Here is a 16,573-nt window from a genome sequence, read left to right as displayed (position 1 = left end):
CGGACCAACACAGTGGGGAAGTCATGGTGAACGACCACCGACCCGCACCGCACCCGGACCGGTTCGGGCCCGCGCCGGAGCCGTACGCGGCGGCCGCCCCCCGGCCGACGGCCCGTCAGGAGTCCGTCCACGACGCGGAGGGTGACCGCCCGGAGCGGGTGCGGCCACGCGAGCACACCGGCCGGGAGCCCGGCACCGGATCCGCCGCGTCCCGGGAGGCGGCCGTGGAGTTCTCCTTCGTCTCGCCGCAAGGCGTCACGCACCGGGTGCGGGCCAGGTTCGGGCCGGACCGACCGCGTCTGGTCCGGCCGCCCGCGCTGGCCCGGCCGGTCCGCTTCGAGGACGGCTGGCAGGGCTTCCAGGTCCGGCTGCCGCGGGAGGCGGGCGCGGACCGGGAGGCGTACGCCCTGCTCCAGGCGGAGATCACCGCGGCGCTGGCGCTGCACCGCGCGTACGCGGGCACCCGCTTCGGCGGCCTCTTCCCGACGCCGGTCGGCTACGACGTCAACACCTTGACGCCGTTCGTGCTGTACGCCGTACCCCGCGGGCGCCCGCTGTCCGGGCCGACCGAGCGGGTGTCGATGGGCGACCAGCGGGCCGTGGAGCGTGATCTGGTGCTGGCGGTACGGCTGATGGAGGCGGTCGGCCTGGTGCACCGGGGCATCGTGCCGGGCGCCGTCCGCTGGGACGCGCAGGGCGTGCAGGTGTGGGACCTGGGCTCGGTGGTCCGGGCCGGGCGTCCCCGGGTGCCGTACGGCATCCCGCCCTACGCCTCGCCCGAGCAGCGGGCCGGGGTGGGCACGACGGAGGCCCGGGACGCGCTGTGGAGCGTGGCGCAGGTGATGTACCACCTGGTCACCGGCCGGCCGGGGAACGCCGACGGACCGCCCGCCGACCTTGCCGCGCAGCGGTCGGTGACGCAGACGCTGGGCCAGGTGTTCGCCCGGCACGCCCAGGACCGGCCGACGCCGGACACGCTGTTGCGCACCCTGGTGCCGGAGGTCGCCGCCGAGGCGGCGAGCGTGCTGCTGCCGGACCCACTGGAGCACCACCGGCGGGAGTTCGACGAGATCCGGCGCCGCAAGCACGCCTCCCTCGCCCCGCCGCCCCCGGCGCACGCCCCGTACCACCCGGAGCGAGAGCCCGCCGGGGACCCGGGCGGCTACGGCGCGGACGGGCCCCGGTACGGCGAGGCGCCGCCGGCACCGTTCACCGGCTACGAGTATCCGGCCCGCGAGCGCGGCCGGCTGCGCACCTGGATCAGCGGAGGCCGTACCTCCGGCACGAACGAGCCCGGCGGGAGCCGGTCCGAAGGAGACACCCGCCGATGACCGCTCCGATGCCGCCGGGCGCCACCGCCCAGGAGATCCTCTGCCCGTACTGCCTGGAGGTCATCTCCTACGACGAGCAGCAGCTGTTCGCCCGCAACGACAAGCAGCTGTTCGAGAAGCTGCACGTGGACCGGCGGATCAGTCCGCTGCGTCTCGCGGACACCCTCCGCTCCGCCTATCAGCGGTGCGGCAACTCCGAGGGCGAGCAGACCCATTACATCCCGGTGCCGTACCTGACCAACGGCAGTCCGCTGACCGTGGCGATGGTCGGGGACTCGGCCACCGGCAAGACACACCTGCTGACCCAGATGATCGCCGAGATCGCCGACGGCGGTCTGAAGCGGCACGGGCTGCAGATGCAGTCGGTGAACCCGCAGGACCACCAGACGTTCATGACCGAGCGGGTGGAGCGGCTGCGGTCCGGGACGATGCTGGAACACACCCGCAGCGCCGGTGAGTTCGCCGCGTTCGTGGACGCGCTGCTGCTGAGCCGCCCGGACGGGACGGCCCGGCCGGTGGCCTTCTTCGACCTGGCCGGCGAGGACCTGCGCCGCACGGACGCGCTGACCCGGTTCATGGTGGGCGTGGACGCGCTGATCTTCGTGGTGGACCCGCTGCGGGCGCTGCCGATGCCGTATCTCGACCCGCTGCGCGGCGACCTCGGCTACACCCGGGGCGGTGATCCGGCGTTCCAGACCGTGCTGGACCGGCTGCCGCGGGCAAGCGGGCAGTATCTCGGGGTGGCGGCGGCGGTCGTGATCAACAAAAGCGATCTGGTGCGGTTCGAACCGCCTGTGGACCGCTGGCTGGGCGAACCCCCGCCGCAGCGGCGGCTGGCCGAACGGTTCACGGAGGAGAGCCGGGACGCCTACGCGTTCCTGCGCCACCACACCGGGCAGGCGTGGGTCAGCCCCTTCGACAGCGTGCTGCGCTGCACCCTGCACTTCGCCTCGGCCACCGGCAGCCACGACCATGAGGGCAGATTCCCGCACGGCACCCGGCCGTTGCGGGTGCTGGAGCCGCTGATCTCGGTGCTCGCCATGTGCGGGCTGCTCGACGACGGCACCGAGGACGGACCGGCGGCGGTGGGCTTGTGACCCGGACGCAGCCCGGCCGGCCCGGTGACACGGCCGCACCCGACGACCGGGTGCACCAGGTCGTGTTCCGCTGGGCCGGCAACCTCGGTCACCGGGGCGCGGGGATCGCCGCGGTCGCCTACTCCTGCCCCGAGCCCGAGGCCCGCGCACTCGCCGACCGGCTCGGCCCCGTCCTTCGCGTCATGGGCGGCGAACAACGCCCCAGCCTGGTCCGGCACATCATCCCCGGCGGCCGAGTCCTCCTCGTCCGCCGCACCCCGGGCTCCGACGCCCAGGGGCGCGACAGCACGGTGTGCCATGCGCTGCTGGGACCGGCGAAGCTCCTGGTGCCGCTGTACTGCGTCAGCCTGGGCGCCGTTCCCTGGGCGGAGCAGGGCTGGGCCGACCGGGTGACGGGACGGATCGAGCCGATGCCGCGCGAACGGCTCCACGCCCTGGCCGGCCACATGCGGGACCGCATGTGGGAGAACGTACGGCTGGTCCGGCGCCCGCTGCTCTGTCTGGTGGCCCAGTTCCTCCGCACTCCGGGGGCCCGGGTGTCGGCTCTCGTGGGAGAGCTGGACGAGTGCCTGGCCCAGGCGCACGCCCAAGTCCGGGAACATCGACCGGTGCCCCCGGTGCGGGAGTTGCCCGAGCCGGCGCTTCTGGTGCTGTGGGGCCTGTGGTGGATCTTCGGTTCCTCGCTGGACCCGGGTTCGGGAAGCTGGCAGTTCGCCACCTTCGACACGATGGACGACCAGGCGTACCGGGTGGTGTTCGTCCCGGCCTGGCGGGTCTCCCCCACCGAGGACAGCCGTCTGCGCCGGATCGACCTGCTGGACCCCGGCACGGACCTGGCCGCCGAACTCGCCGCCACCCTCGTGGACCACTACCTGCAATGGCCCGCCGTCAAGTACCAGCGCCTGCTGGACACCGACCCGAACACGACCGACCCCGACCACCGGCACTTCCACGCCCGGCTCCGCGCAGTGTGGCCCGCCAGATACGAGAGCCCGGCGACCACGGACACGGGTTCCGTCCCCGTGATCTCCCCACCCCCGGCCCCGGAACGGCGCCAGGAGCCCGCTCCGGCCCAACAGCCGCACATCCAGGACGAGTTCCCCGCTCGTCCACCGGCCCAGCAGCCCACCTCCGCCTCCGACGCGAGCTGGGCCTCCCCGCCGGAGTGGCACCGACAGCAGCTCACCACACCGGAGTCACCCCCTCAGCACTTCCGCCCGACGTCGGAGCCGACGACAGCGCAAGCGGGGCGTGCCACGGAGGAGGGGCAGGACGCACTCGAAGCGACGGAAGCGCGGCGGTCCGGCACGGAGTCCATGTCGTCGGCGTCGTCACCGGACGGGTCGGTGGCTGCGGCGGCACAGGGGGCGTACGCATCCGGGCAGGCCGTGGAGCGGAGGCAGCCCGGGCAGCACGCACACTCCGAACGGCCAGGTCAGGGGGTCCACCACGGATACCCGGAGCCACCGAGCACGCCGCCCCCGTACCCGCCGCCGCCGAACCCGCCGCCCGAGTTCCCCCCACGGGCGGACGTGTCCGTCACCCGCCACACGACGGGCCACGCCACGGGGGCCGGCATGGGTTCCGCGGCGGCCCCGGCGATGAGAGCGATCACCGAGCGGCTGACGCCGGACCGGCAACGCGCGCTGTGGGAAGCGGCGTTGCCGGAGCTCTTCGACCAGCCGGTCGCGGGACGCTCGACGGTCTCGAAGCTCTGGGGACACAAGAGCCGCCGTGCCCGTATGGAGACCTCCCAGATCCGGGCCCTGGCCGAGGACCTGACCTGCGCGACGAACCGTTCGGGACACGCCACAGACCTCCGGCACAAGGCCGAGGAACGCCTGGCCCAGGCCCACCACGAGGACCTCCTGTCCCTCCTGCGGGAACCCCTGTCCTACGACGCCCAGAACATCGTCCTCGAACATCTCCCGCCCGCCGTCCAGGCGGAGGAGTCGGCCCGCGACCTCCTCGCCGGCCTCCTGGCGGTCGGCTTCCGGATCACCCAGCCCCCGGACCTCCCGGACCCGTACGTGACCGACCTCCACACCCGGCGCACCGCCCGCATGATCCGCTGGTTCTTCAGCTGGCTCGTCGAACCCCGGACCACGAAGACCCAGAGCCCTCGGCTCACCAAGTACCTCAGCTCGATCGCCTCCTCCGATGCCCCGGCCGACCGCCACATCCTGGAGGAACTCCTGATCGACAGGGAGGAGGACCAGATCCCGGCATTGCCGAGGGAGACGTGGCTGGCGATCACCCGGGCGCTGTACGAGAAGGCACACCCCTGAGCCCCCGAGCCCGGCGTCCCGTGCTCAGGAGGGACGGGTGAGCACGCGGTTGAGCGCGCTGCCGGGGCGGCTGGTGAGGTCCTCCCAGGTTCCCTCCTCCGTGATGCGGCCCTTGTCGAGGACGGCGATGCGGTCGGCACGGCGGATGGTGGCCGGCCGGTGGGCGATGACGATCGTCGTGCGGCCCTCCTCCCGCAGCGCGGCGGCGAGCTGGGCGTCGCCGGTGTTGTCCAGGTGGGCGGTGGACTCGTCGAGAATGAGGACGCGCGGGCGTACCAGCAGCGCACGGGCGAGGGCTATGCGGGCCCGCTGTCCTCCCGAGAGCGTCGCGCCGCGCTCCCCGACGAGGGTGTCCATCGCGGCGATCCTGTCGACGCCGCACCGGCGCGCTGCCGTGGCGAGCAGGTCGTCGTCCGCTTCGGGTGCGGCGAGCCGCAGGTTCTCGGCGAGTGTGCCGTGGAAGAGGGGCGTCTCCTGTCCCACGAGGACGACAACCCTGCGCAGTTCGGGGTCGCTCACGTCCCGGATGTCCACGGGGTCGCCCTGGGCGGGCACCAGCTGGACCGCTCCCCGGGAGGGGTCCCAGAACCGGGCCAGGAGGTGGGCGCAGGTCGACTTGCCGGCTCCCGAGACACCGACCAGGGCGAGTGTCCGGCCCGGCGGGACGGTCAGGTCGACGCCGTCCAGCACGGGCTGTCCGCCGTAGTCGAACCGCACGCCGTGCAGCCGGACACCCAACGGGCCGGGCGGCAGGGGACGGGGAGCGCGGGGCGGCGGGGCGAGGGCGGGGGCCGTGACGGCCGCGCCGACGCGGGCGGCCGCCGCGCGCAGTGCCACGGCCTGGCTCAGGGCGCGGGCCGACTCCGCGACCGGACCGAGGACGGACAGGGCCAGGGCCATCGCCGCCGGGGCCCACGCGCCGTGCAGCCGGCCGGAGGTCACGGACTGCGCCGCAGCGGTGACCACGCCCAGGACGGCGGCCACGATGAGCAGGTCGCGCACCGACGCGGCGACCGCCTCCCACGTGGCCTCGGCACGCTGGGCGTCACCCACCTGCCGTCCCCGCTTCGCCAGCGTGCGGCAGCGTTCCGTCAGCCGGCCGAAGGCGAGCAGTTCGCGCAGCCCGTCGACGGTCTCCACCGTGTCGGCGGACAGCCTCGCCACGGCCGCCCGGGTGCGGCCGCCGCGCGCCGCGCGCTCGCGCGCGTCTGCGAAGGGCGCCGCGGCGAGCAGGGCCGCGACCGGGAGTACGGCCGCCAGCAGCCACGGCTCCACCACGGCGAGGACCAGGGAGCCGGCGGCGAACACCGTCGCGGACGCCAGCAGTTGGGCGGTGGTGTGGGCGTAGAAGAATTCCAGCGCCTCCACGTCGGCCATGGCCGTGGCGGCGAGGTCGCCGCTGCGCCGGCCCGCGATGCGGGCGGGCGCGCTGCGGGCGAGTCCGTCGAAGACGCGCACCCGCAGTACGGCCAGCACCCGGTAGGCCAGGTCGTGCGAGAGGTCCATCTCCCGCCAGGTCGTCAGGGCGCGGACGAGGACCAGGACGACGAGTGCGGTGACGGTGGCGGCCGAGGGGGCTCGCCCTTCGATGACGGCGGTACCCACCGTGTGCGCGGCCAGGGTGAGCAGCGCGACGAGGGAGCCCTGTTCGAGGAGGGCGGCGGCGCAGGTGCGGGCCGTCATGGCGCGGTGAGCGGCGAGGGCGGGGAGGAGGGCCCGCAACGCGCCTCGCGCGGGCACGTCCGCGCCGGAGGGGGCGGAGGTGCCGGTGGAGGTGGTGCCGGTGGAGGTGGTGCCGGTGGAGGTGGTGTCGGTGGAGGTGGTGTCGGTGGAGGTGGCGGTGCTCATGCGGCGAGTTCTCCTCGGTGGGCGCGGCCGGCGTCGACGAGCCGCGCGTAGACGCCGCCGGCCTCGACGAGGCCGGCGTGCTCCCCGACGGCGTCGACCCGTCCTTCGTCGAGGACGACGATCCGGTCGGCGTGCCGGACGGCGGCCAGGCGGTGGGCGACCACCAGGACGGTCCGGCCGCTGGCGGCGTCCATCAGGTCCCGCAGGATGTCCGCTTCGCGGCGCTCGTCGACCGCGCTCGTGGCCTCGTCGAGGACCAGCACCGGGGCGTCCGCGAGCAGGGCGCGCGCGAGGGCGAGACGCTGGCGCTGGCCACCCGAGAGGGTGGCGCCGCGCTCGCCGAGGACGGTGTCGTAGCCGTCGGGGAGGGCGGTTATCTCGTCGTGGACTCCGGCGACGCGTGCCGCCCGGGTCAGGTCGTCGTCCGTCGCGCCGGGCCGGGCCAGGCGCAGGTTGGCGGCGATGCTGGCGTGAAAGAGGTAGGTCTCCTGCGACACGACGGCGATGCCCCGCCGCAGCGAGTCGAGGGTGTACTCGGTCGTGGGACGCCCGTCGAGCGTGATCCTGCCCTCCTGCGGGTCGTGGTGGCGCAGCAGCAGGGCCAGCAGCGTGGACTTGCCCGCGCCGGAAGGGCCGACGATCGCCGTCGTCCGTCCCGCCCGCGCGCTGAAGGAGACGCCGTCGAGGGCCGCCGCCCGTGTGCCGTCGTAGGTGAACCGGACGTCGTGGAAGCGCACTTCGGGAGGGGCCGTCCAGCGGGCGGGGGCCTCTCCGGTGTCGGGGACGGCCGGCTCGGCGGTGCGCAGGGCAGCGAGACCGTCCGCGGCCGACACGCCCAGGTATCCGGCGTGCCATTCGCGGGCCAGGTCGCGGACCGGCCGGAAGCACTCGGAGGCCAGCAGCAGCACCAGATAGGTGCCGGTCGCCGTGGTGGAGCCGGTGACGGCCGACCGGCACGCCAGGAGCGCGGCCGCGACGGTGCCGCCCTGGATGGCGAGGTCGGTGATGGCGGTGTCGACCAGGGACACCCGCAGTTTGGCGACGGTCGTCCGGTGCAGCGCGGCGGACCGCTCCTCCAGGCGTGCTCGGGTGCGCCCGACGGCGCCGGCGGCCCGCAGGGCGGGCATGCCCTGGAGTGCTTCCAGGTAGTCGGCGCCGAGCCCTTCGTAGGTGTCCCAGTGCTCCTTGCCGCGGGCGGCCAGGAGCCGGTCCCAGGCGCGCGGACCGGCCAGGGCCAGCAGCAGCGCGGGGACGAGGCCGAGGAGTGCCCACGGTTCGACCAGGGCCAGGGCGGCCAGAACCAGGGGCGGCACGGTGAGGGTGATCAGCAGCTGGGGCAGGTAGCGGGAGACGTAGGCGTCGACGCCCTCCACCCCGTCGACGAGGGTGGTGCGGACGGCTCCGGCCCTCGCGGTGGTCAGGTGGGCGGGCCCCAGCCGGCCCAGGTGGGTGAGGAGTTCGTCCCGCAGGGCCACCCTGACCCGGGCCCCGGCACGGGTGGCGGTGCGCCGCTGCCACAGGGCGAGCCCGGCGCGGGCGGCCACGACGGCGAGCACCGCGGCCAGCAGCCACGGAAGCGGGCCGGTGTCGCCGCGGGCCAGCTGGGCGAGCGCGAGGGCCAGCAGTACGGCCTGCGCCAGGTGGGTCAGGGTGACGGCGCCCAGCAGGACGGTGGACGCGAGCAGGGGGCGCCGGGCGCCCCCGGCGGCGCGGCGCAGCTCGGGGTGGACGATCACGTGGTGTTCTCCTCGTCGGCGTGGCGGGTGCCGAGGGCCAGTCCGTGGACGACCCAGTCCCGGCCCGGGGTGGTGCCGAGGGCGGCACCGAGGTCCGCCTGCTGCCACGAGCCGACGGGCCGAGCCGCCAGCCCGTGGCGCAGGGCGGTGACGTGGGCCAGGTGGACGGCGAAGCCGGCCCGCAGGTGGACGCGGCGGATGTGCGCGGCGTCGGCGTCCGCGGGGCAGCCGTGGGCGAGCAGGACGGCGCCCGCGTCCGCGATCCAGGCCTGGCCCGCGGCCCAGGCAGCGAGGGTCGGGCGGGCCTCTCCCACCGCGTGCCGCCGCAGGGTCGTGCCGTCGGCGGACAGCGCCACCAGGGCGGGGCCCGGCGGGCCCACCGCGACGCACCAGCGCAGGTCACCGCCGCCCGGCCGTGCGGCGGCGGAGCGGGCCTCCCGCTGCGCGCCGGTGCCCGCCCGTTCCGCGGTGGTGAGAACCGCCAGCAGCGCGCCCTTCGGCGGGGTGCCGGGCAGAGGCGGTGAGGTACTGCGGCGCGCCAGCAGTTCGGTGGGGGTGGGCGTGCCTCCCGGCGGGTCCGGGAACCCGGCGCCGCCGTCCGGGCCTTGGGCCCGCCCGCCCTCCTGGTGCGCCGGGCCGCCCCGCCCGCCGGGTGGCGGGACGTGCACGGCGGCCAGGGGGCTCTCGGCGAGACCGTCCAGCCGCACCTCGGGCTCGTCCGTGCCCAGCGCGCGGGCCGCGAGGAACAGGGCGGCCGCGGCGTGCCCGGTGTCCAGCAGGAGCAGCGGCCAGGCCCGGTGGCCGTAGTGGGAGACCGTGCGCCGGGCGGTGACGGAGAGTTCGGCGGTCACGCCGGGCGGTGTGCCCTCGGGTTGCCGGCCGAGGCGATGGACGTGGTGGCGCAGCGGGTCGTAGCCGTAGCGGCCGGGCGGCAAGGAGCAGCCCGCGCCCACATGCAGTTCGGCGTCCACCGGGTGCAGTGCACCGGCGGAGGACACGGGCCTGAGGCGTCCGGAGTCGTCCACCGCGGACAGCGAGCAACGCAGCAGGGCCCCCAGGTCGAGGTCGGCCGGGCCGGCCGGCGGGAGGGGGCGCGGCGGTCCGGGCCAGGCCCGGACCGCTCCCCCGGCGGGGGTGTCGGGTCCGGGCGGCTCCGGGGAGCGGGCGCGGGCGAGGGCGGTGACGAGGTCCACCGGGCGGTCTGCGCAGGGGTCTTCCACGGATGCGGCCCTCACATGTGCGGCGGAGGCGCCAGAGTGAAGTCCTCCGGCGCGCTCGGCGGGCTCGTGCGCCACCCTCGGGCGACGGCGGCCTCGGCGAGGCGTGGGCAGCCGAAGTAGCCGAAGGCGGCCGGAGCGTTGGGCAGCAGCCCGGAGACGAGCACCCGGGCGACGCGCAGGGGGGTCTCGGCCACGTCCTCGGTGGTGAGGTCGAAGGTCATGACCCGGTGGCCGCCCGCGTGCAGCGTGCGGTCCAGCCGCTGCCGGCTGCCGCGTTCGACCTCGTCGAGGGAGACGGTCCCGAGCGCCGGCTCGGTGAACCGCCTGGCCTCGGTGGCCATCCTCTCGTCCAGCCACACCTGCACATGGGCGCCCAGGTCCCTCACGTGCTCGAACTGCTCGCCGCACACGTCGAGGTAACGGCCGTCGGCCCGGTGGTCCAGGTACAGCCCGCGGGCGAGCAGTCCGGCCTCCACGGCCTGGAACACCCAGCCGCCGGAGCCGGTCAGGCCCTGGGTGAAGACCCAGGTGTGGACGGCTTCCAGGACGGCCTTGCGGGCGGCTTCGGCCGGGTCGTACTTGCAGGCGAACCCGGCTGCGTACAGACCGAGGCGCGGGTCGTGCACGAGCGCGGCCATGCAGGGGGCGAACTCCGAGTGCATCTCGACGATGTGGACGTCGAACGCGGAACCGGCGAGGTCGTCGGCGAGGCCGGGCACGCTCGCCGGGTCGATGCCGCGGGCCGGGCCGTCCAGATGCCACCACAGTTCCAGGGCGTCGCGTTCGACGATCTCCAGCAGGCCGCGTTCGACGGCGTCGTCGAGGCCCTGTCCGGTGGCGATCCCGGCGTAGTTGAGGTGGTGGGTGCGGGGCAGCTCGCGCAGTTCGCCCTGGCGCCAGTTGAGATGGGTGAGCGCGACGGGCGCCCAGACCTCCGTGGTCCTTTGGCCGGGCAGCAGTTCGGTGCCGCGTGTCCACAGGGCCGGGGTGTCGGGGGTGAGGGGGCGGTAGGGGAACTTCTCCCGGGCGTACTGCCAGTCGGCGTAGGCGGGCAGGTCACCCGGGCCGTAGAGCCGCAGGCCCTTGTCTGCCAGTTCGGTGGCGGTGGCCCGCACGGGGGCGTCGGGGTGGCCGGGCGGCGGGACGCGGTTGCCGCAGTACCGCTCCACCCCCTCGGCTATCGCGGCGACACGGGCTTGTGCCGGGTCGCCGAAGGTGGTGCCGAGGGAGACCCGGTCGGCGGGCCACAGGCCGTGTCTGCGGGCGTCGGAGATCGCGGCCGTGAGGGCGGTGTAGCGGGGCGGGGCACCGGCGGGGTGTGCGACGGGCTCGACCGAGCGGACGATGCCGCAGACGGGGTCGACGAGTGCTTCCAGCGACAGCGTCGTCATCTCAGGATCTCCTCGGCGGGGTCGACGGGGGTGGGGCGGGACGGGAGCACGGGCAGGCTCAGCACCACGCTGTCCGGGTCGATCTCGCGCCGGGAGGCGTGCAGCCGGCCGGCCGTCACCGGGTCGTCCCCGGTGTGGGGGTTGCGGGCGTGGGCCGGGAAATGGTGTCCGGCGATCTCCAGGCGCAGCCGGACGCCGGCGCTCAGCCGACGTGCGATCCGGCCGAGGCCGACGGTGAACGCGGCCTCAATGCCTGCCCGTTCGTCGCGCCGGACGACTCCGACGGCGAGTTTCTCGGCGGTCCCCCGCGGTGTGAGGGCGACCAGCCGAGCGGCCCAGTCGGCGGACGGTGTGTGGGCCGTGGCCCGCAGGCGCACGCTGACGGGGCCGACCAGGTCGAGCGGACGCGGGAGCGGCGGGGTGAGAAGCAGGCAGCGGTCGGGCGGGCCGTCGGCGGGGACGGTCAGATCGTCGGAGCGGACGGGCCGGCCGGGGTCGGCGGTGAACGCGGCCCCGTGCAGCAGCCGCGGCCGCCGGGTGCGCGGTTCGCCCTCCGTGGTGGCGGACAGCCACAGATCGGATGCGCCCAGCGCCTGAGAGCCACGGCGGCCGGGGGCCAGTTCACCGGCCAGGGCGCGGCGGGTCCAGCGCACGTACAGCTCACCGAGGTTCACCCGGTGGGCCGGGCGGGCGTCGGGGCCGGGTGTGGAACCGAGGCCATGGCCCCAGGGGCCCAGCAGCAGCCGCGCCGAGGGGCCGCCCCAGGCGTGCCAGAGTGCGACGGTGTCCTCGGTGAAGTGGTCGTGGTGGCCGCCCACCGCGAGCAGGGGCACGGCGGCGTGCGCCGCCCGCGCGATCAGGCGTCCGCGGTCGCGGTGCCGCCACAGGTCGGTCCAGGACGGCAGTCCGCGGCCCAGTCGTTCGGGGAGGCCGGTGAGCGGCAGGTGGGTGAGGAGACCGGGGTCCGCCGTGAGGGCCGTGTCCAGCGCCCTCTCGTCCGAGTCCGGTCGGTCACCGTGGGCGGCCCACCATCCGGCGCGGGACGCCAGCCGCTCCACGCCGGACGCCTCGCGTGCCGTCTCCGCCAGGCCGAGGGCGGGTACGGCCGCGAGAACGGCGTCGGGCCGGGCGTCGTCGGGCACGTCGAGGGCGAGGACGAGGGCGCAGTGGGCCGCGTAGGAGGCGCCGACGGCCACCAGCCGGCCGTCGCTCCACGGCTGCCGCCGGACCCAGCGGACTGCCGCCGCGCCGTCGGCGGCTTCGTTCGCGTAGGGGTGCCACCGGCCCGGTGACGCGAACCGGCCGCGCACGTCCTGGACGACGGCGGCGAAACCCCGGCGGGCCCAGCCGCGCGCCTCGGCCCGGTGCCGGGTCCGGTCGTAGGGCGTGCGCAGCAGGACGGCCGGGAAGGGGCCGTCGCCGGCCGGGAGGAGCACGTCGGTGGCGAGTTCCTCCACGGTCGCGTGGAACGTTGTCATCCGTCCGTCTCCGGCATCGGTGCGACCTCGGGCACCGGGAGGACGGGGTGCTCGGTGACCGTCAGCGTGCGCAGGTCCACGCGGCGGAGCCGGCGGCGGGCCGGGAGGCCGGCCGTGTCCGGGGCGCCGGTGGCCCACCGGCCGAGATCGTCGGCGAGCAGTGCCGCGAGCAGCGTGGCGGCCGGCGGGGTGAGCCGGACCGGCGCGCCGGACGTACGGGGTCCGCTCCAGTAGGCGGCCAGTTCGCGGTGTGCGGGGGTGGCGGCGAGACGGCGGGATCGGACGTGTGCCGAGGTGACGTCTCCGGGAGCGGCGGCCACCGGCTCGACGTACGCCTGCCAGCCCTCGCGGTGGCAGCGCAGCCACGCGACGCCGTGGTCGGGCAGGGTGTCGGCGGCGTCCCACAGCCCGTCCGGTACGGGGCCGTCGAGGCACCACACGACCGCGGAGGGCTCTCCGTCGAGCAGGTCCTCGACGCCCACCGGTGATCCGCCCGAGGCGGTGACCACCTCGGGCGTCAGAGGCCGGGCACCCAGGGCGGCCAGCTGCGCGGCGAGCGGTTCGGTCAGCACCGGGTCGCCGAGGATCCGGACGGTCCGGCGAGCCGCGGGCCACCGCGAGTCCTGCGGCCCTTCCGCCAGATGGCCTGCCTCCTCGAACGCCCGCACCACACGGTCGAGTTCCTCGCCCACCGGGCCCGTTGTCACGCCGGTGAGCCGGGAGAGCAGAACGTCTTCGTCCGCACTCCCCGTCCTGACACTGAGGAACTCCCCTTCCTGGGTCCGGACGGCGAGCCCTCGCCCGGGCACGGTGACGACCTCGACACCAGGGACGAGTCGGCTGCGGGACACGGCGATCCTCCTGACGAAAGGTGGGGATGGGCGTGGGCCCGCCCGGAAGGCAACGGGCGGGCCCACGGTCGAGGGTGGCTGGACCCTCGCTTACTCCTCGTTGTCGTCGAAGGGGTTCTCGACGAGCGCGTTGGAGTGGGAGGCCGAGGCGTGGGCCAGCTGACCCTGGTCGGCGATCGGCGTGAAGATCTGCTCGTTGTCCATGAACTCTCCTTTTACATACGGGAGTTACGGCGTCCGTGTGAGCGCCGTGGGACACACGTTAATGAATCTGATTTTCATATTCTAGAGCTGGGAGAGGGTGATCTGGGTAACACACCGGCCAGCCTCCCTCGGGATCCCGGCCGACCCGTCCCGCCACCTTCAGCACGTCCGCCAGCAACCTCGGGGTCACCACCTCCCCCGGTGCCCCGTCGGCCACCACACGGCCGTCGCGCAGGGCGACGACCCGTTCGGCGAACCGGGCCGCGTGGGCGAGGTCGTGCAGCACCATCACCACCGTGAGCCCGCGTTCCCGGCGCAGGCGGACCACCGTCTGGAGCACGCCGAGCTGGTGGTGCAGATCCAGGTAGGTGGTCGGCTCGTCGAGCAGCAGGACGCGCGTGTCCTGGGCGAGCGCCATCGCCAGCCGGACCCGCTGCCGCTCACCTCCGGACAGCGCGTCGACGTCACGGTCGGCCCACTCCTCCACCCCGACGTCCCGCAGCGCCCGGTGCACGACGGGGTCGTCGCCCTCACGCAGCATGCCCAGCGGCCCGCGCGCCGCGTACCGCCCCTGGCGGACGAGGTGACACACTGTCATACCCGGCACCGCCGGGGCGGATTGGTGCAGCAGAGCCACCCTCCGGGCCGTGGCGCGCCGGGACAGCCGGGCGAGGTCGTCCCCTCCGAGGCGAACGCGCCCCTCGTCCGGATGCAGCAGCCCGGCGGCCAGCCGCAGCAAGGTCGACTTGCCGCAGCCGTTCAGCCCGATGAGAGCGGTCAGTTCGCCCGGCCGGACGGTCAGGTCGACGCCCCGCAGTACAGGTCGCCCGGGATAGCCGAAGTGGACCCCCTCGACGTGGATCCCCACGGACTCGGTCATGCTCTGTCCTCGATTCGACGTCAGAACGTACGGCTCGGCATGCGGCGCACGACGACCAGCAGCAACGCGGCGCCGAGGCAGGCGGTGAGCGCCCCGACCGGCAGCGTGAGCCGTCCGGAGTCCAGCGCCCCCGCCAGCAGACGCGAGGACAGCTGCGCCGCCGCGTCCGCCCCGCACACCACCACCGCGCCCACCAGGGCGGCGCCGGGCAGGCTCACCCGCAGGTCCGCACCGAAGACGGCCACTGCCAGGTGCGGAACGAGCAGTCCCACGAAGCCCAGCGCCCCGACGGCGGCCACCGCACCCGCCGTCAGCGCCACCGCGCTCAGCAGGGCCAGGGTCCGGGCCGGGCGGACCGAGAGGCCGGCGGCCAGGGCGATGTCGTCCCCGCAGCGCAGCAGGGTCAACGGCCCGGCCGACGACCAGGCCGCGACCCCCCAGACGAGGGCCCACGGCCACAACAGGTGCCAGTGCTGCCACACCCGGCCCTCCGTGGTGCCCACCAGCCACTGGACGACACTGCCGAGTTCACCCGGCTTCACGAGGAGCACCATGGCGGTGAGTCCGCCGAGCACCGCCGACACCAGCACTCCGTGCACGGCGGTCTGCGCGGGGTCACCGCGTCCACGGCCGGCGAGCAGCCACAGCAGCGCGGCTCCGGCACACCCGCCCGCGCACGCGGCGAGGACCACGGCCAGGGGCGAGTCCCACCCGGCGAACCCCAGGGCGGTCGCGGTGACGGCTCCGAGCACCGCCCCCGGGGTCACACCCGTCACCTCCGGCCCGGCGAGGGGATTGCGCAGGGCGGACTGCAGGACCAGCCCCGCGACGGCGAGACAGGCACCGGTGACGAGAGCCACCAGCAGCCTGGGCAGGCGCAGTTGGAACAGGATGTGGCGCTCCGTCGCGTCACCGCCACCGTTCAGGACGTCCCAGGCCACGCCCGGGGACATGCCGCGCCCGGCCACCAGCTCCACACCGGCGCACACGACGGCCAGTGCCGCGAGAGCCACGAATCGCCGGGTCACCGTACGTCCTCCGTCCTGGTCGCCCCGGAAGAAGGCGGGCAGCCGTCGCCGAGCTCTTCGGGCCCGGGCGCGCCCGCACCGACGTCGCCCGACGCCCGTGCACCAGGGAGGTCGGCCGCGACACCCGGAGCCTCCTTCCCCGGCCCGGGCAGCGGCTCGCGCACCGCGTCCGAGGCGGTCGGCCGGCGCCTGGCCGCCCGACCGCGACCGCCCGACCGCATCAGCGCGATGCCGGCCGGCACCCCCAGCAAGGCCGTCCACGCACCGGCCGGTGTCTCCACGGGCGCGAGCGCCAGCCGGGCCGGGAGGTCGGCGACGGCCACGGCGACCGCGCCCCAGAGGGCGGACCACGCGAGCCAGCGCACCGCCCCCGCCGCCGGGTTGAACCACCGGGCCAGGTGCGGGGCGAGGAAGCCCACCCACGCGACGGGCCCGCACACGGCCGTCACCGGGGCGATCAGCACCACCGCGATGGCCAGTGCCGCCAGCCGGGCGCGCTGCGCGCGCACCCCCAGCGCCTCGGCGTCCTCGTCGCCCAGCCGCATCACCGACAGCACCGGCGCGCACAGCACGAGCGCGGGAGCCGCGACGAGCAGCCACGGCCACAGACCCGCCACGTGGTCCCAGGTCCGGCCGGACAGGGAGCCGAGCAGGTACCGGTAGATGAGCTGGAGGTCCAACTGGTCGGCCATGACCATCAGGACGAGCAGTGCGGCCTGTAACGCGGCCGCCACCGCGGCGCCGGTCAGCAGCACCGCGGACGGACCGCGGCCGAGCCCGGCGGCCAGGAGCGTGAGACCGCCGCCCAGCGCGGCCCCGCCGATGGCCGCCATGGGCTGGACGGCGGCGGGCAGCGACAGGCTCAGCACCAGCGGTGCGGCCACCCCGAGGGCGGCACCGGACGACACACCCAGCATCTCCGGCACGGCCAGGGGATTGCGCAGCGCCTCCTGGAGCACGAGCCCGGCCGCGCCCAGACAGGCTCCGGCGACGAGTGCCAGCACCAGTCGGGGCACGCGCAGTTCCGTGACGACGATCCCGGCGAGCGTGGTGTCCCCGTCCAGCATCGCGGCGACCAGCCGGTGCGGTGGGACATAGGGGGTGCCGAGGCTGAGCGCGCAGACCGAGGAGACGGCCAGCAGGACGACCACCAGGAGCGGCTGCCCCCTGCGCGCGCCGCGCGAGGCCCGCTGTCCGCCCGGTGCGGCGGGTGCCGAGAGG

Annotated in this window: 13 protein-coding genes; 3 read left to right on the top strand and 10 right to left on the bottom strand. The window is 75.3% G+C overall.

Translation table 11 applies throughout. From position 1 onward, the window contains the following. Window positions 1–23 precede the first annotated feature (23 nt). The 3 genes from AC0665_RS20980 to AC0665_RS20970 are packed head-to-tail and all read left to right on the top strand — an operon-like array spanning window position 24 to window position 4,716. Window positions 24–1,331: a protein kinase family protein gene (locus tag AC0665_RS20980; RefSeq protein ID WP_478705546.1), complete on the top strand. Its 1,308-nt coding sequence runs from the start codon at window positions 24–26 to the stop codon at window positions 1,329–1,331. Continuing rightward, on the top strand, window positions 1,328–2,428 hold the full coding sequence (locus tag AC0665_RS20975; protein ID WP_478604381.1) for a hypothetical protein: 1,101 nt from the start codon (window positions 1,328–1,330) through the stop codon (window positions 2,426–2,428). Before AC0665_RS20980 ends, AC0665_RS20975 begins: the two co-directional genes overlap by 4 nt. Beyond that, on the top strand, window positions 2,425–4,716 hold the full coding sequence (locus tag AC0665_RS20970) for a hypothetical protein (protein WP_478705545.1): 2,292 nt from the start codon (window positions 2,425–2,427) through the stop codon (window positions 4,714–4,716). Before AC0665_RS20975 ends, AC0665_RS20970 begins: the two co-directional genes overlap by 4 nt. A gap of 24 nt (window positions 4,717–4,740) precedes the next feature. On the opposite strand, the gene AC0665_RS20965 is transcribed toward AC0665_RS20970, so the two are convergent. The 10 genes from AC0665_RS20965 to AC0665_RS20920 form a co-directional block, all read right to left on the bottom strand. After that, the gene (locus tag AC0665_RS20965; protein ID WP_478705544.1) at window positions 4,741–6,564 is read right to left on the bottom strand and encodes an ABC transporter ATP-binding protein; all 1,824 of its coding nucleotides are present in this window, start codon (window positions 6,562–6,564) and stop codon (window positions 4,741–4,743) included. Beyond that, window positions 6,561–8,300 (bottom strand): ABC transporter ATP-binding protein/permease, encoded by a 1,740-nt coding sequence (locus AC0665_RS20960; RefSeq protein WP_478604390.1) that lies wholly within the window; start codon window positions 8,298–8,300, stop codon window positions 6,561–6,563. Before AC0665_RS20960 ends, AC0665_RS20965 begins: the two co-directional genes overlap by 4 nt. Then, window positions 8,297–9,520, bottom strand: coding sequence for a SagB/ThcOx family dehydrogenase (locus tag AC0665_RS20955; protein ID WP_478705543.1), 1,224 nt, complete (start codon window positions 9,518–9,520; stop codon window positions 8,297–8,299). The genes AC0665_RS20960 and AC0665_RS20955 overlap by 4 nt, the downstream gene beginning before the upstream one ends. 11 nt (window positions 9,521–9,531) lie before the next feature. Then, window positions 9,532–10,911 carry a YcaO-like family protein gene (locus AC0665_RS20950; protein ID WP_478604396.1) on the bottom strand — a complete coding sequence of 460 codons (1,380 nt, stop codon included), beginning with the start codon at window positions 10,909–10,911 and terminating at the stop codon, window positions 9,532–9,534. Next, the gene (locus AC0665_RS20945; protein ID WP_478705542.1) at window positions 10,908–12,389 is read right to left on the bottom strand and encodes a CocE/NonD family hydrolase; all 1,482 of its coding nucleotides are present in this window, start codon (window positions 12,387–12,389) and stop codon (window positions 10,908–10,910) included. Before AC0665_RS20945 ends, AC0665_RS20950 begins: the two co-directional genes overlap by 4 nt. Further along, window positions 12,386–13,240, bottom strand: a complete 855-nt coding sequence (locus AC0665_RS20940) for a hypothetical protein (RefSeq protein ID WP_478705541.1) — start codon at window positions 13,238–13,240, stop codon at window positions 12,386–12,388. The genes AC0665_RS20945 and AC0665_RS20940 overlap by 4 nt, the downstream gene beginning before the upstream one ends. 90 nt (window positions 13,241–13,330) lie before the next feature. Then, window positions 13,331–13,444: a streptamidine family RiPP gene (amiA, locus tag AC0665_RS20935; RefSeq protein ID WP_240797855.1), complete on the bottom strand. Its 114-nt coding sequence runs from the start codon at window positions 13,442–13,444 to the stop codon at window positions 13,331–13,333. 58 nt (window positions 13,445–13,502) lie between these two features. Further along, window positions 13,503–14,324 carry an ABC transporter ATP-binding protein gene (locus tag AC0665_RS20930; RefSeq protein WP_478705540.1) on the bottom strand — a complete coding sequence of 274 codons (822 nt, stop codon included), beginning with the start codon at window positions 14,322–14,324 and terminating at the stop codon, window positions 13,503–13,505. A 20-nt stretch (window positions 14,325–14,344) separates the two neighbouring features. Then, the gene (locus AC0665_RS20925; protein ID WP_478705539.1) at window positions 14,345–15,352 is read right to left on the bottom strand and encodes a FecCD family ABC transporter permease; all 1,008 of its coding nucleotides are present in this window, start codon (window positions 15,350–15,352) and stop codon (window positions 14,345–14,347) included. Next, window positions 15,349–16,503 carry a FecCD family ABC transporter permease gene (locus AC0665_RS20920; protein ID WP_478705707.1) on the bottom strand — a complete coding sequence of 385 codons (1,155 nt, stop codon included), beginning with the start codon at window positions 16,501–16,503 and terminating at the stop codon, window positions 15,349–15,351. Before AC0665_RS20920 ends, AC0665_RS20925 begins: the two co-directional genes overlap by 4 nt. Window positions 16,504–16,573 lie beyond the last annotated feature (70 nt).

Source organism: Streptomyces sp. NPDC043685 (assembly GCF_056436585.1).
The sequence above is the reverse complement of the archived record's forward strand: the minus strand, read 5'-3'. Positions and strand labels throughout refer to the sequence as shown.

What these genes read in the sequence shown, in the direction of transcription:
- AC0665_RS20980 (WP_478705546.1), top strand. Translation starts at nt 24, where the DNA reads ATGGTGAACGACCACCGACCCGCACCGCACCCGGACCGGTTCGGGCCC.
- AC0665_RS20975 (WP_478604381.1), top strand. Translation starts at nt 1,328, where the DNA reads ATGACCGCTCCGATGCCGCCGGGCGCCACCGCCCAGGAGATCCTCTGC.
- AC0665_RS20965 (WP_478705544.1), bottom strand. Translation starts at nt 6,564, where the DNA reads ATGAGCACCGCCACCTCCACCGACACCACCTCCACCGACACCACCTCC.
- AC0665_RS20950 (WP_478604396.1), bottom strand. Translation starts at nt 10,911, where the DNA reads ATGACGACGCTGTCGCTGGAAGCACTCGTCGACCCCGTCTGCGGCATC.
- AC0665_RS20945 (WP_478705542.1), bottom strand. Translation starts at nt 12,389, where the DNA reads ATGACAACGTTCCACGCGACCGTGGAGGAACTCGCCACCGACGTGCTC.
- amiA (WP_240797855.1), bottom strand. Translation starts at nt 13,444, where the DNA reads ATGGACAACGAGCAGATCTTCACGCCGATCGCCGACCAGGGTCAGCTG.
- AC0665_RS20930 (WP_478705540.1), bottom strand. Translation starts at nt 14,324, where the DNA reads ATGACCGAGTCCGTGGGGATCCACGTCGAGGGGGTCCACTTCGGCTAT.